Origin of the sequence: Rhodococcus sp. ZPP, assembly GCF_017656075.1 — a bacterium.
Lineage (GTDB): Bacteria > Actinomycetota > Actinomycetes > Mycobacteriales > Mycobacteriaceae > Rhodococcus_F > Rhodococcus_F oxybenzonivorans.
The window spans coordinates 6661542-6675779 of the sequence record NZ_CP058638.1 but is presented as its reverse complement, the minus strand read 5'-3'; the positions used below and the strand labels follow the sequence as shown (position 1 = coordinate 6675779).

Genomic DNA, 14238 nt, shown 5'->3' with positions numbered 1-14238 from the left:
CACGGCTCGGCTGGGCCGTTACCGCGAGATGCTCAGGTGCGGAGAGGCTTTGGCAGCACTGGCTCGGAGCGCCTGCACCGCTTCGGCGGGATCGGAGGCGCCGTAGACAGCGGATCCGGCGACGAAGCAGTCGACTCCCGCCTCGGCGGCGGCCTCGACGGTGTCGGCGTTGATGCCACCGTCGATCTCCACGATCAGCGTCAGCTCACCCGAGTCGACCAGGCGCCGTACAGCCTTCGCCTTGGACAACACCTCCGGGATGAAGGACTGTCCGCCGAATCCGGGCTCCACGCTCATGACGAGAAGCGTGTCGAAATCCTTCAGAATTTCCAGGTAGGGCTCGATCGGCGTTCCCGGCTTCACACTGAGTCCTGCTTTCGCGCCGGCCGCCCGAATGTCGCGGGCCACCGACCGCGGGTCGTCGGTGGCTTCGGCGTGGAAGGTCACGTTGTGGGCGCCGGCTTCGGCGTAGGGCGGTGCCCAGCGACCCGGGTCGTCGATCATGAGGTGGCAGTCGAGCGGAATGTCCGTCGCCGCGAGCAGGCTCTTCACCACCGGAAGACCGAGCGTGAGGTTCGGGACGAAATGCGCGTCCATCACGTCGACGTGAAGCCAGTCGGCACCGGCGACCGCGGTCGCCTCCTCGGCGAGACGAGCAAAATCTGCAGACAGGATGGACGGTGCGATCATCGGGGTTGCCACGCGCCGGAGTTTAGTCGCACGCGGGAACGTCTCGGACCACGCGGTCGGCACCCCGAGAAACTTCGTCGCCCGCCGTCACGATTCCGCCATACTTGGGGGCATGGCGACCTGGGCGGACGTGGTGGACATCGGGAGGTCACTGCCCGCAGTGCAGGAAAGCACGTCCTACCGGACCCCGGCGCTGAAGGTGGCCGGCAAGCTGATCGCGAGACACCGCACGGAGTCCGACGGCGGGCTCATGGTGGTGTGCGGTCTCGACGAGAAGGCCGCTCTCCTCGAGGAGGGAAACGCCTTCTACACCATCCCCCACTACGACGGGTACGGCGCGATTCTGGTCCGTCTCGACGAGGTCGGCCTCGACCAACTCACGGAGCTTCTGCAGGATGCCTGGCGGATCAAGGCCTCTGCTCAGCTCCGCAAGCAGGTCGACCGTCCCTGATCGCCAAGTCCGGGGCGATCGTAGGCCGCGGTGCGACGCCGGCGCGAAATCCGGTACGCAGACTCAGACCCCCAGCTTGAGACCCGCTCCCGCGTCGACCCGGAGCTGCTGTCCGGTGACGAACCGCGACTCGTCGGACGAAAGGAATACCACCGCGTGGGAAATATCCTCGGGCTCCACCCACGGCGTCGGCATCGCCTGCATGAAGGGGAACGTCACCTTCGCGTCTTCGGCGGTCGGGTTCTCGAGGTCGGGCCGGAACGTGCGGAACATCGGCGGGCTCTGGAGCATGTCCGTGTTGCAGTTGGTGGGATGGATGGCGTTGACGCGAATGGACTTCGGGCCCAGGGTGAGCGCCAGCGAATGCGTGTAGGTCTGCAGCATCTTCTTGGCCAGACCGTAACCGTCTCCGCCCGGCCCCTGGAGTGCCTGCTGACCGTTGAGGCCGGTCTGGGGGACGAGGCCGGCCACCGAACCGGTGGCGATGATCGACGCCCCACCGCCGAGATGCGGCAGAGCGACGTGGATGGTGTTGACCACACCCACGAAGTCGACGTCGAATGCGTCCACGAACCCTTCGACCGGCACATCGTTGCCGAGTGGGGCGATACCCGCGTTGGCGACCACCACGTCGAGCCGCCCGAGTCTGGCGACGGCGGCGTCGACTTCCCGTTTCAGCGCCGCGCGATCACGCACGTCGACCTTCGCCGTGACCACGCGACGTCCCGCCTTCTCGACGAGCTTCCCGGTCTCTTCCAGATCGGCCGGCGTCGCGAGGGGATACCCGTTCGATGCAATGTCCTCGCAGAGGTCGAAGGCGATGATGTCGGCGCCCTCGTCGGCCAGGTGGACGGCATGACTGCGCCCCTGCCCCCGTGCTGCGCCGGTGATCAGAACTACTTTCCCCGCTACCCGATTCATCGTGAGTCCTCCACTCGCTTGTGACGGCGACCTTCGTCGCGAGAAAAGTAGAACACGTTTTAGCGCGAATGGGAACAGGTTCTAGTTATCTGAACGCGCGTCAGATCACGGTCACTCCGCCGGCTTCCGCAGCGCAGCGAGGAACATCGCGTCGGTGCCGTGGCGGTGCGGCCACAGCTGCACACTCGTACCGTCACCGAGTCCCGGAACGCCCGGAACCAGCGCCCTCGTGTCGAGCGCTGTCGCGCCATAGCGGCGTACCGCATCCGCCACCACCGCCACTGTCTCCGACAGGTGCGGAGAACACGTGGAATACACGACGACCCCACCCGGGCGCACCAACCCCAGCGCCGAGGCGAGCAGTTCCCGCTGCAATTTCGCCAGACCGGCCACATCGGACGGCTGCCGACGCCAGCGTGCCTCGGGGCGGCGCCGCAGGGCACCGAGACCGGTGCACGGCGCGTCGACCAGGATTCGGTCGTACCCACCGGCAAGCCCGGGATCGCGCCCGTCCGCGACATGCACGTCGACCGGGAGTTCCCGCGTCGTCTTACGAATGAGGTCGGCGCGGTGCGCCACCGGCTCCACCGCATCGAGTCGCCCGCCCTCGATACCTGCGAGTGCGCCGAGAAGCGCGGCTTTACCACCGGGTCCGGCACAGAGATCGAGCCACCGTCCGCCGTCCGCTCCCTCGAGTGGGGCCAGGGCGAGTGCCCGGGCCACCAGCTGACTGCCCTCGTCCTGCACACCGGCCAGACCCTCGCGCACAGCGTCGAGCTGGCCCGGGTCGCCACCGTCGAGATACACCGCATACGGCGAGTACCGGCCGACCTCTCCCCCGGTGACCAGAGCCAATTCTTCCGCCGAGATCTCACCCGGCCGCGCGACGAGGTGAACGGCCGGACGTGAATCGTCGGCGATCAGGACATCCTCGAGTTCGCCGGCATCGGGCCCCAGCGCATCCGCGAACACCTGCGCGATCCAGGCCGGGTGCGCATGCTGGAAGGCCAGCCGCCCGATCGGGTCGGACGGCGCCAACCGCTCCACCCACTCCGCTTCCGACCGCTCCGACACCCTGCGCAACACGGCGTTGACGAACCCGGCCTTGCCCGGACCCGCCTCTGCGCGGACGAGGTCGACAGAGGTGGCGACGGCGGCGTGCGGGGCCACCCGCGTACGGAGAAGCTGGTAGGCGCCCAGCTGGAGCACATCCAGCAGCGGGCCGTCGACCTCCCCGATCGGGCGGCCCGCACAGTCCGCGATGACCGCGTCCAGCAGTCCCCGCGCTCGCGCCGCGCCGTAGGCCAATTCCGTGGCAAGCGCGGCGTCCCGGCCGTCGAGTCGCCGCTCCCGCAGCAGTCCGGGGAGGACCAGGTTCGCGTAGGCGTCCCGTTCACGCACTGCCCGCAACACGTCACGTGCAGCGAGCCGAGGTTGATCCAGACCCGCCTGGGCGGCATCGGGCCGACGCGCCTGGCGCGGCCGATTGTTGCTCGCGCCTGTTCCTGCCCTCTTGCCGCGTGCGGGTCTTCTCGAGTCGCTCACTGTGCCCGTACCTTCGCGTCGAGTCGTGCGCCCCGCGCCCAGTCGAGAGCGGACATCTGTTTTTTTCCTTGAGGTTGGATCCGGTCCAGCCGGACTGCCACCGTGGAGGTTCCGACGAGGAAGTCGCTCTTGGTCACGGAGATTTCTCCGGGCTCGAGCCTGTCGTCGGTGAGGGTGAGCGGGCCGACCTTGACGCGAACGTCCCCGATCGTCGTCCATGCTCCCGGTGCGGGTGTCACCGAGCGGACATGCCGATCGATCACCACAGCCGTTCTGTCCCAACGGATTCGGGCTTCCTCCACGGCGACCTTGGGTGCATACGAGACGCCGTCTCCCGGCTGCGGAACCGCGGTGATCGTGCCGTCCGCCAGTCCGTCGAGAACGGATTCGAGGAGAACCGCCCCGCTGTCGGCCAATCGGCCGAGAAGGTCACCCGCGGTATCGGTGGCGCGGATTCGCTCGGTCACGACCCCGTATACCGGGCCCGTGTCCATTCCAGCCTCGAGCCGGAAGGCGCTCGCGCCCGTCATGTCGTCGCCGGAAGCGATTGCCGCCTGCACCGGCGCCGCACCCCGCCAGGCGGGCAGCAACGAGAAGTGCAGGTTGACCCAGCCAAGGGCCGGAATGTCCAGCACCTTCTGCGGAAGCAACGCACCGTAGGCGACGACGGGAGCACACTCGGGCGCCAGGTCGGTCAGTCGTGCGAGGAACTCCGGATCCGAGGGTCGCTCGGGCGTGAGCACCTCGATACCGTGCGCGTCCGCAAGGGCACCGATCGGCGATCGGACTACCTTCCGTCCTCGCCCGGCCACCGCGTCCGGCCGTGTGATCACGGCGACCACCTCGTGACTTGCGGAACGGATGAGTCGCTCGAGAGACGGCACAGCGGGTTCGGGTGTACCGGCGAAGACTAGGCGCACGTCGGCGACCCACACAGCTGACGACGGACCGCGGTGCGGGCCGAAACGATACTCACGAAAAAAGCTCCCCTTGGGTCGACGGTGTGACGACCAGTCTAGGGAGTCGCGCGCCTCACGATGACACTGCGATGCGCAACCACGACAAACCGGCGGGCTCCAGGAAATGTCGCGGCACGATGTCGAAATTGCGAGCGCAGCTCCGTCCCAGGGTTGAAATACGGCCACAATGGGCCGTACACCACACCGAGGAGAAGACGATGGCCAAGTACCTGCTGCTCAAGCACTACCGAGGCGCACCGGCACCGGTCAACGACGTACCGATGGATCAGTGGACGCCGGAGGAGGTTTCGGCCCACATGCAGTACATGGAGAACTTTGCCGCTCGGATCGAAAGCACCGGCGAATACGTCGACAGTCAGGCATTGTCACCGGAAGGCACGTTCGTCCGGTACGACGGCGAGGGGCGTCCGCCGGTGACCGACGGCCCGTTCGCGGAGACCAAGGACCTGATCGCGGGCTGGATGGTGATCGACGTCGAGACCCGCGAGCGGGCGCTCGAACTCGCCGGTGAATTGTCTGCAGCTCCAGGCGCGGGCGGGAAGCCGATCCACGAGTGGCTCGAGGTGCGCCCGTTCCTGACCGAGCCGCCCACCATCACGGAGTGACCGAGGTGGACGAGGTCGTGCTGCGGACCCTCACCCCCACGGTGATCGGGATCCTCGTCCGCCGCGGAGCCGACTTCGCGGCGGCCGAGGACGCCGTGCAGGACGCTCTGGTGGAAGCGGTGCGCGTGTGGCGGGCCGATCCGCCGCGAGATCCCCAGGGCTGGCTGATCACCGTCGCCTGGCGCAAGTTCCTCGACGCCACCCGCACCGATACCTCCCGGCGCCGGCGCGAGGCGCTCGTCGAGGTGGAGCCCGCACCGGGCCCGGCACCGTCGGTCGACGACACACTCCAGCTGTACTTCCTGTGCGCGCATCCTTCCCTGGCACCGGCGTCGGCCGTCGCGCTCACGTTGCGCGCGGTCGGCGGCCTGACCACGCGTCAGATCGCGCAGGCCTACCTCGTACCCGAGGCGACCATGGCCCAGCGGATCACGCGGGCCAAGCGGACCATCTCCAAAGTCCGGTTCGACCAGCCCGGTGACGTCGCCACGGTGTTGCGTGTGCTCTACCTCGTCTTCAACGAGGGTTACTCCGGCGATGTCGACCTCGCCGCGGAGGCGATCAGGCTCACCCGCCAACTGGCAGCCGAGGTCAGGCACGAGGAGGTGGCGGGCCTGCTCGCGCTGATGCTGCTCCACCACGCCCGACGCCTGGCACGGACCGCCGCCGACGGTAGCCTCGTGTCTCTCGCCGAGCAGGACCGCAGTTTGTGGGACACCCGCCTGATCGCCGAGGGCATCGACGTACTGCAGGCAGCCCTCGCCCGCGACCGATTGGGCGAGTTTCAGGCCCAGGCCGCCATCGCCGCGCTCCACGCCGATGCCCGTACCGCCGAGGAGACCGACTGGGTGCAGATCGTCGAGTGGTACGACGAACTGGTGCGCCTCACCGACAGCCCGGTAGCGCGCCTCAATCGGGCTGTCGCAGTCGGCGAGGCCGACGGTCCGCGGGCCGGCCTGGCTGCCCTCGCGGAGATCGACCCCGCCCTGCCCCGGTACGCCGCCGTCGGGGCATACCTCCACGAGCGGGATGGTGACCCCGTGACCGCTGCACGGCTCTACGCCGACGCTGCCCGATGGGCGTCCAGCCTCGCCGAACGCGACCACCTCACGCGACAGGCGGCACGCCTCAACGCGCAAAAGTGCCGGTGATCCCCGGGCAACAGGCCACACTCGCGTCTGAAATTTCAGAAGTTACTGTCGACGACTACCTGGGGAATGTCCGCGCCGATCGGAACGAACTCGCATCGCGCAATCGGAATGGCGTTGGGGTCCAGAGCCGTTCGGATGAGATCCAACGCGAACGGATCGTACGGTGCCCGGAAATGCCCCGACCCGTCCTGCGGACACAGGTCCTGGATGACGAGGTTCACCGCCCCGTCGCCGTGCAGCGCCATGTTGGAAAACGGCTGGATCATTTCGTCGTAGCGCGAACTGACGGTGGTGTAGGAGACACCGGGAACCGTGTCGCCGCCGGCATTCAGTTCGGTCATGAACGGTGACCCCTGCATCTGCTGACCGACCGCCACAGAGGTGAGCTCGGTAACCACGTCCGGCCCACCGGGGAGCGCCTGGAACATCGGGGCTAGCCCGAACATCACACCGCCGTAACTGGGGGAAGCGAGCCCTACCCACTGGTCGACGAAGCGTGCACCACCGAGCTTGTTCACGTAGTAGCGGCTGACATTCGCTCCTTGCGAGTATCCGACCACGTCGACTTTTTCCGCACCCGTCGACTCGCGGACCTGAGCGACGAATCGGCCGAATTCTCCGGCACTGTCGACGATGTCTTCGGTGCCGTACGTGTCGGCGCCGGGTTTGCCGCCGTAATTGAGGGCGAACACGCAGTATCCGTCCGCCGCGAGCAAGGGAGACAACGCGGCCCAGTCGGTGTAGGCGCTGGCGTCGGTGCCATGCGCGAGAACGACGGGCTCGGGATGCTCGGGCGCGGGCGTACAGGAGAAATCGTTCGATCCGGCGGGAGCGCTGCCCGGATGCGCTTCCGCGTACGCGGCGGCCGCGCTGCGCGCGCTCTGCGGTACTCCGACACCTGCGGGCACTTCGAGTCCCGACGCCGGAACGTCTTCGGCCTGGGCTGTGGTCAGCCCGGCGGAAAACAGCAAAGCAACACAAGCAGCGACCGTGACAACACCTCGAAGGTTCATGATCTCTCCCCGACACCGCGGCTATTCCCTGTGAACTTTCCCAGAGTGTGCCCGTGGTGTCGCGACGAGAGTGGGACCCTGCGCGCGGTGTGTCGCTAGGAGTCGGCGCTCTTCGTGTCGCCGGAGTCCTGTTCGTCCTCCGCGAGAAGCCGGTACAACGCACGCCGGGTTTCGGTGAGAATTTCTCCGGCGCGTCGGATCTGGTCCTCATTCCCCACAGCGGCGACCTGCCCTGCCGCGCCCATGAGCTGCCCGATCAGGCCGCGCAGGTCTTCCGCCGGCCGGCCGACACTCTCGCGGACGTCATCCCAGGGGGTGCCGAGCTCAGCGGTGTTCGCCTCGACGAACGTCTTCCCTTCCTCGGTCAGACGAGCGGTCTTGCGTCCCGCGACCTTCTCGATGAGAACGAGCCCCTCGTCCTCGAGCTGGGACAGTGCGGGGTAGATCGATCCGGGGCTGGGCTTCCACACCCCACCACTGCGGTCGACGATCTGCTGGATGAGCTCGTACCCGTGCATCGGTTCCTCCGCGAGCAGCAGGAGGATCGCCGAACGGACATCACCGCGTCGCCCCCTGCCACCGCGGCCCCGGCCTCGGCCGAACGCCATACCCGGACCGAATCCGGGATCTCCGTCCGGACCGAACGGCCCGCGACGGTGCCCGTGACGGTGCGGGCCGTTCGGGCGGCCCGTCCGCTGGTGTGCGAATCGGTCCCTGCGGGAACCGCGGTGTCCGATATGAAAGTTCTGCATGTCAGCCTCCTCAGGCTTATCGATGATGCATCAACGATATATCGTCAAAATCGTTCGCGCAACCATCAGGGATGAGTTCATTGGGCATCAGCCGATGTGGATGGGGTCGATCTGGACTCGCACCGGATGCGATTCCCGCCGGGCACTGCGGACCGCTTGAGCGGCAGACAGCGCCTCTGCCAATGGTTTTCCCTCACCACGGGGTACGCGCACCAGCATCCGCTCGATATCGGCCGGCTCCGGCGACTCACCGGCGACAGGCAAGCGGGCCCCCGCCGGCAGTTCCACAGGGCCCAACAACTCCGCGTTATCGGGGAGGTCGGCCAGTTCCAGGAGCTCCGAAATAGCCTTTGCGCTGCCGTCGACGGCCGCCAGATGAATCGCCGGCGGAAACCCGACTTCTGCCCGTTCTTCGTACTGCGCGCGGGCGTGACCGACCGGATCCCAGCGCACCAGGGCTTGCACTGTCGGAATACCCGAATCGGCTACGACGACCACCTGGCCACCGTCACCGAACGGCTTCACGAGGGCCGAAGCCGTCATCCAGCGCCGCAGGGTCTCCTCAGCCGCTCGCAGATCCGGACGTCCGAGCAACGCCCAGCCGTCCAGGAGCAGTGCGGCGCCGTATCCGCCGGTCATCACCGGTTCGGCGCCGACAGTGGAGACCACCAGCGCCGGCCCCTGCTCGACGACGTCGATGACATCGCTTCCCCCGGACATCCGGACCGGTACACCGGGAAACGCTCGCCCGAGTTCCTCCGCCGTCCGGCCCGCTCCTACCACCACGGCCCGCAGAGCTCGGGCGCCGCAGGCGTGACAGCGGTGCGCGGCGTCCGCGACTCCGCACCATCGGCACGCCGGTGTGCCCGCCCCGTCCGGACCGGCGGCCGACGGTAGCGCCAAGGGCCCGTTGCACCGTCTGCAGCGGGCAGGAGCGCGGCATTTGCCGCACGCGAGACTCGGGACATACCCCCGGCGGGGCACCTGGACCAGCACTCCCCTGCCTGCACCGAGCGCCTCGCGTGCCGCGGCGAAGGCAATGGCAGGCAGGCGGGCAGCGCGGGCTCCCGGATCTCTGGCGAGCGCGTGATCGCTGTCAGCGAGGGCGGTGATCTTGGGGGCGCGGGCCCGGACCACGTCGCGGGACGCGACCAGGTCGTGTGCCCATCCGGAGTCGACGAGGGCCTGCCCCTCGGCGGTGCGGGCATGCCCGGCCACCACCATTGCGCTCCCGCCGGCGTACGCCCGCAGGAGCGCCACCTCGCGAGCGTGAGGGTAGGGAGCCCGAGGCTCGGAGTGACTGTCGTCGCCGTCGTCCCAGATGACGATCAGACCTGTCCGAGGCGTCGGCGCGAACACGGAACTGCGGGTGCCCACGACCACTTTGGCGGTCCCCCGAAGGGCGGCAAGCCAACGCCGGTACCGCAGCGCGGGGCCGAGACCCGCGGCGAGACCGACGACCCGGTTACTGCCCAGCAGGGACTCCACGGCCGCAACCACCCGATCCAGATCGCGCTGATCGGGCACCACGATGACCGTGCCGGTGTCGGCACCGGCGGCGATTGCCGACAGTTCGGCCAGCCGTGCCGGCCAGTCCTCGCCGGGCAGCGCCTGCCAGACGGCCCGCGGACTCCGCTGCTCCGCAAGGGCGGTCAGGAACGCCTGACCGTGAACGTACTGGGCCCACGCTTCTCGGTCGACGGCGTGTTCCGGTGCCGGAGCCGATTCCGGCGCGGCCTCCGCTTCTGCCCGGGCGTGCCGCGGTGGAACGGCCAGACGCAGCACATCCGCTCGGGTACCCGCGTACCGAGCGGCAACGAGTTCCACGAGCCGGGTGATCTCCGGAGTGAGTACTCGCTCCGGAGAGATCACCCGTTCGAGCCAGCCGAAGCGTCCCTGGTGATCACTGGTCGCCGTACGGGAAACCACGAAACCGTCCACGAGACGCCCTGCAAACCGGATGCGCACCCGCACACCCGGTTGAGCCTGCTCTTCGAGCTCGCGAGGAACGAGATAGTCGAACTCACGGTCGAGGTGCGGGAGCGGCAGCATCGGCAGCACCCGCGCCACCGGATCGACCTCCGCCGCAAGCTTGGCTGACGTCACAGCCTGCCCTCCACCGGGAGGACGCCCACAGCAGGGCGGCTACCGATCAGAGACCTGCAGCTGCGCGCAGCTTCTCCGCCCGATCGACGCTCTCCCAGGGAAGATCGATGTCGGTGCGGCCGAAGTGACCGTACGCGGCAGTTTGTGCGTAAATAGGGCGCAGCAGGTCGAGGTCGCGGATGATGGCGCCCGGACGCAGGTCGAAGGTTTCGGTGATCGCCTGTTGGATCCGCACCGGATCGGTCTTCTCGGTTCCGAACGTCTCGACGAACAGCCCGACCGGCGCAGCCTTTCCGATCGCGTACGCCACCTGAACCTCGATGCGATCCGCGAGACCTGCCGCGACCGCATTCTTGGCCACCCAGCGCATGGCGTAGGCGGCAGACCGGTCCACCTTCGACGGGTCCTTGCCGGAGAACGCGCCACCACCATGACGGGCCATACCGCCATAGGTGTCGACGATGATCTTCCGCCCGGTCAGCCCGGCATCACCCATCGGGCCACCGAGGACGAACTTGCCCGTCGGATTGACGAGAAGTCGAATGTTCGACGTGTCGAGCTCCGGCATCCGGAGGTCGGCGAGCACCGATCCGAGAACCTTCTCCCGCAGATCCGGTGTGAGGAGGTTGTCGAGATCGATGTCGGCAGCGTGCTGCGTGGAGATGACAACGGTGTCGAGGCGGACGGGCTTGTCCCCGTCGTACTCGATCGTGACCTGCGTCTTACCGTCCGGCCGCAGGTACGGCAGGACGCCGGACTTACGGACCTCGGTAAGGCGACGGGAGAGCCGGTGAGCCAGCGCGATCGGCAGCGGCATCAGTTCAGGGGTGTCCGTGGTGGCGAACCCGAACATCAGTCCCTGGTCGCCGGCCCCTTGCCGGTCGATGTCGTCGTCGGTCAGGCCACCGGTCCGGGCTTCGTGTGAATGGTCGACGCCCTGCGCGATCTCCGGGGACTGCGCACCGATCGCCACGTTGACGCCGCAGGAATTGCCGTCGAAACCCTTCGCCGACGAGTCGTACCCGATCTCGAGCACAGTGTCGCGCACGATCTTGGGGATGTCGGCGTAGGCGGTGGTGGTCACCTCTCCGGCGACGTGGACCTGTCCCGTGGTAACCAGGGTCTCGACTGCGACCCGGGCGCGCGGATCGTCCGTGAGGAGGGCGTCGAGGATGGAGTCGCTGATCGCATCACAAATCTTGTCCGGGTGCCCCTCGGTCACAGACTCACTGGTGAATAGCCGACTACCGGACTGGCTCACAGAATTCCCTCTCGACAGTTGTCTTCTGGACAGCGCTTGGAAACAGCTTAGCTATGTACCATCGCGAACGACCCTAGCGGCACCCCGGTGTGAGTGACACCTTTACGCTCACCGAAACAACCGAGGATTAGTCCTCAGCCGGCCCGGAACAGGTGCTCGACGGCATCGAGCACCCGGCTCGCCATCAGTGCCTTCGAGCCGTGCTCGAGGGCGGACTCCGAACCGTCCGCGCCGAGTAGCCATCCGTCGTTGTGGTCGACCTCGAAGGCTTTGCCCTCCCCGACCGCGTTGACGACCAGGAGGTCGCATCCCTTCCGGGCGAGCTTCGCGCGCGCATAGGTCAGGACGTCCCCGTCCGCGTCACCGGTCTCGGCGGCGAAACCGACGATCACGGTGTCCGACGGAATCTCGCCCTCGGCCCGGGACTGCACCAGACCGGCCAGAATGTCCTCGTTCTTGGTCAGCGCGATGGAGTCAGGCTCTCCGGCGCCCTTCTTGATCTTGCTGGCCACCGTGGTCGACGGCCGGAAGTCGGCGACCGCGGCCGCCATCACGACCGCATCGAACTCGGGTGCGTGTTTGGCGACGGCAGCACGCATGTCCTCGGCCGTGCGCACGTGAACGACGTCGACGGCGGCCGGATCAGCGAGGCCTGCGGTGTATCCGGACACCAGCGTGACGTCGGCGCCGCGCTGCACCGCGAGACGGGCGATGGCATAGCCCTGCTTGCCGGAGCTGCGATTACCGAGGAAACGGACCGGATCGAGCGGTTCCCGGGTGCCACCGGCCGAGACGAGGATCCGACGCCCCTCGAGATCACGCGGCAACGCGTCGGGCCGCTCGAGGAGCAGCGAGGCGAGTCCGACGATCTCATCCGGTTCGGGCAGTCGGCCGGCGCCGGTGTCCTTGCCCGTCAGGCGACCGGATGCCGGCTCGATCACCGTGGCCCCACGCAGGCGCAGGGTTGCCACATTGGACACCGTAGCGGGATGCTCCCACATCTCGGTGTGCATCGCCGGCGCGAACACCACCGGACATCGTGCGGTGAGCAACGTCGCGGTAAGCAGGTCGTCGGCCCGCCCGGCGACGGCACGGGCCATCAGATCCGCGGTGGCAGGCGCGATGACTACGAGGTCCGCTTCCTGCCCCAGGCGGACGTGCGGCACCTGCGGAACGTCGGCGAATACTCCGGTGTGCACCGGATTGCCGGACAGCGCCTCGAACGTCGCCCGGCCCACGAACTCGAGGGCGGACTCCGTCGGGATGACGCGCACGTGGTGGCCGCCCTCGGTGAACGCGCGGATGATCGCGCAGCTCTTGTACGCCGCGATACCGCCGCCGACACCGACGACGATTCGCTTACGTGCGACTGCGGAAGGGGCAGATTCGGAGAGACCCGTCGCGAGCCCGGGGCTCGCCGCCTTGTCGGGCACGGCAGTTCCTCCGCTCACTCGCCTTCGGTGTGCTCGAGCAGATCGGAGTGGATCTCACGCAGCGCGATGGACAAGGGCTTTTCCTGCAGGCCCGGCTCCACCAGGGGGCCGACGTACTCGAGGATGCCGTCACCGAGCTGGTTGTAGTAATCGTTGATCTGACGGGCACGCTTGGCCGAGTAGATGACCAGCGCGTACTTCGACGAGGTGCGTGCGAGCAGCTCGTCGATCGGAGGATTCGTGATTCCGAGCGGTGTGTCATAGGCAGGCAGGGCGCCGTGGCTGGGGGTTGCGGACGCGACTGCGGGGGTGCTGCTCACTCGGTATCTCCTGAAATAGTTCTGGCTAGTGGATGTGAGAACTAGTGGTCTACCCGGACTGTTCCCGGGGTCCAACCAACAATGATACCAACTCGTCGCACGATCGGCTGACATCCTCGTTGACGATGACCTCGTCGAACTCGTCCTGAGCCTCGAGCTCGACCTTCGCGGTGGCGAGACGACGCTCCACCACTTCCGGCGATTCGGTGCCCCGGCCGGTCAAGCGCTCGACAAGTGCTTCCCAACTGGGCGGGGCCATGAAGACCAGAAGCGCCTCCGGCATCGCAGCCCGCACTGCCCGGGCGCCGGCGAGATCAACCTCGACCAGCACCGGTTTTCCCTGCTCGATGGCGCGGCGGACCGGTTCGGCTGGGGTCCCCGACAGCTGGAGACCACCGTGGATCTCCGCCCACTCGAGCAGCTCGCCCGACTCGATCATCCGCTGGAATTCGTCGCGAGAGGTGAAGCGGTAATCCTTGCCGTCCACCTCGCCCGGGCGTGGGTCCCGTGTCGTCGCGGACACGCTGAAGACGAGCTCCGGCAGCCGTTCCCGCAACAATCGCACCACGCTGGACTTACCGACAGCCGAGGGGCCGGCCAGGACAACCAGCCGACCCCTCCGCACTGCGGTCTTTCTTTCTGACACTCGAGCGTCAGCTACCACTGTCGTGCTCAGGCCTCGAAGTCGAACCTGGCGAGCAGGGCCTTACGCTGCCGATCGCCGAGGCCACGGAGGCGACGGGTCGGAGCGATCTCCAGCTCGGTCATGATCTCCTGCGCCTTGACCTTGCCCACCTTGGGCAGTGCCTCGAGCAACGCCGACACCTTCATCTTGCCCAAGATCTCGTCGTCCTCGGCGTCCTTGAGAACCTGCTTGAGGTCGGTGCCGCCACGCTTCAGGCGCTCCTTGAGCTCAGCCCTGGCTTTACGGGCAGCAGCTGCCTTCTCCAAAGCAGCAGCGCGCTGCTCATCAGTCAACTGGGGAAGGGCCACGGTTCCTCCGTCTCGTC

The 14238-nt window shown here is 67.6% G+C and carries 15 protein-coding genes; 3 read left to right on the top strand and 12 right to left on the bottom strand.

Annotated elements, in window-relative coordinates:
- Positions 1–18: 18 nt before the first annotated feature.
- On the bottom strand, positions 19–702 hold the full coding sequence (gene rpe / locus HYG77_RS30805; RefSeq protein WP_109335134.1) for a ribulose-phosphate 3-epimerase: 684 nt from the start codon (positions 700–702) through the stop codon (positions 19–21).
- 100 nt (positions 703–802) lie between these two features.
- Between rpe and HYG77_RS30800 the strand changes: the two genes are divergently transcribed.
- Complete coding sequence (locus HYG77_RS30800) at positions 803–1141, top strand: MmcQ/YjbR family DNA-binding protein (RefSeq protein WP_109330253.1); 339 nt, start codon at positions 803–805, stop codon at positions 1139–1141.
- Between the two features lie 63 nt (positions 1142–1204).
- On the opposite strand, the gene HYG77_RS30795 is transcribed toward HYG77_RS30800, so the two are convergent.
- The 3 genes from HYG77_RS30795 to fmt form a co-directional block, all read right to left on the bottom strand.
- A complete protein-coding gene (locus HYG77_RS30795; RefSeq protein ID WP_109330255.1) occupies positions 1205–2062 on the bottom strand; it encodes a mycofactocin-coupled SDR family oxidoreductase in 858 nt (285 codons plus the stop codon).
- 111 nt (positions 2063–2173) lie between these two features.
- Positions 2174–3607, bottom strand: coding sequence for a transcription antitermination factor NusB (locus HYG77_RS30790; protein ID WP_208961487.1), 1434 nt, complete (start codon positions 3605–3607; stop codon positions 2174–2176).
- Positions 3604–4527: a methionyl-tRNA formyltransferase gene (gene fmt, locus HYG77_RS30785; protein ID WP_208961486.1), complete on the bottom strand. Its 924-nt coding sequence runs from the start codon at positions 4525–4527 to the stop codon at positions 3604–3606. Before fmt ends, HYG77_RS30790 begins: the two co-directional genes overlap by 4 nt.
- Before the next feature lie 257 nt (positions 4528–4784).
- Here fmt and HYG77_RS30780 point away from each other — a divergent pair, with 257 nt between their 5' ends.
- A complete protein-coding gene (locus HYG77_RS30780; RefSeq protein WP_109330259.1) occupies positions 4785–5192 on the top strand; it encodes a YciI family protein in 408 nt (135 codons plus the stop codon).
- Positions 5193–5197: 5 nt separating this feature from the next.
- Positions 5198–6343, top strand: a complete 1146-nt coding sequence (locus HYG77_RS30775) for a DUF6596 domain-containing protein (protein WP_208963579.1) — start codon at positions 5198–5200, stop codon at positions 6341–6343.
- 35 nt (positions 6344–6378) lie between these two features.
- Here the strand turns inward: HYG77_RS30775 and HYG77_RS30770 are convergent, their stop codons facing one another.
- The 8 genes from HYG77_RS30770 to mihF all read right to left on the bottom strand — a co-directional run bounded on the left by HYG77_RS30770 (position 6379) and on the right by mihF (position 14221).
- Complete coding sequence (locus HYG77_RS30770; protein WP_109330260.1) at positions 6379–7356, bottom strand: alpha/beta fold hydrolase; 978 nt, start codon at positions 7354–7356, stop codon at positions 6379–6381.
- A gap of 95 nt (positions 7357–7451) precedes the next feature.
- Entirely contained in the window at positions 7452–8108 is a 657-nt protein-coding gene (locus HYG77_RS30765; protein WP_109330263.1) for a PadR family transcriptional regulator, read from the bottom strand.
- An 87-nt stretch (positions 8109–8195) separates the two neighbouring features.
- Entirely contained in the window at positions 8196–10214 is a 2019-nt protein-coding gene (locus tag HYG77_RS30760; RefSeq protein WP_208961485.1) for a primosomal protein N', read from the bottom strand.
- Positions 10215–10260: 46 nt separating this feature from the next.
- Positions 10261–11475: a methionine adenosyltransferase gene (gene metK, locus HYG77_RS30755; protein WP_109330265.1), complete on the bottom strand. Its 1215-nt coding sequence runs from the start codon at positions 11473–11475 to the stop codon at positions 10261–10263.
- 134 nt (positions 11476–11609) lie between these two features.
- Positions 11610–12908, bottom strand: coding sequence for a bifunctional phosphopantothenoylcysteine decarboxylase/phosphopantothenate--cysteine ligase CoaBC (coaBC, locus tag HYG77_RS30750; protein ID WP_109330267.1), 1299 nt, complete (start codon positions 12906–12908; stop codon positions 11610–11612).
- A 14-nt stretch (positions 12909–12922) separates the two neighbouring features.
- On the bottom strand, positions 12923–13228 hold the full coding sequence (rpoZ, locus tag HYG77_RS30745) for a DNA-directed RNA polymerase subunit omega (protein WP_109330269.1): 306 nt from the start codon (positions 13226–13228) through the stop codon (positions 12923–12925).
- Between the two features lie 49 nt (positions 13229–13277).
- Entirely contained in the window at positions 13278–13892 is a 615-nt protein-coding gene (gmk, locus tag HYG77_RS30740; RefSeq protein ID WP_109330271.1) for a guanylate kinase, read from the bottom strand.
- Positions 13893–13900: 8 nt separating this feature from the next.
- Positions 13901–14221, bottom strand: a complete 321-nt coding sequence (gene mihF, locus HYG77_RS30735) for an integration host factor, actinobacterial type (protein WP_005262298.1) — start codon at positions 14219–14221, stop codon at positions 13901–13903.
- Positions 14222–14238 lie beyond the last annotated feature (17 nt).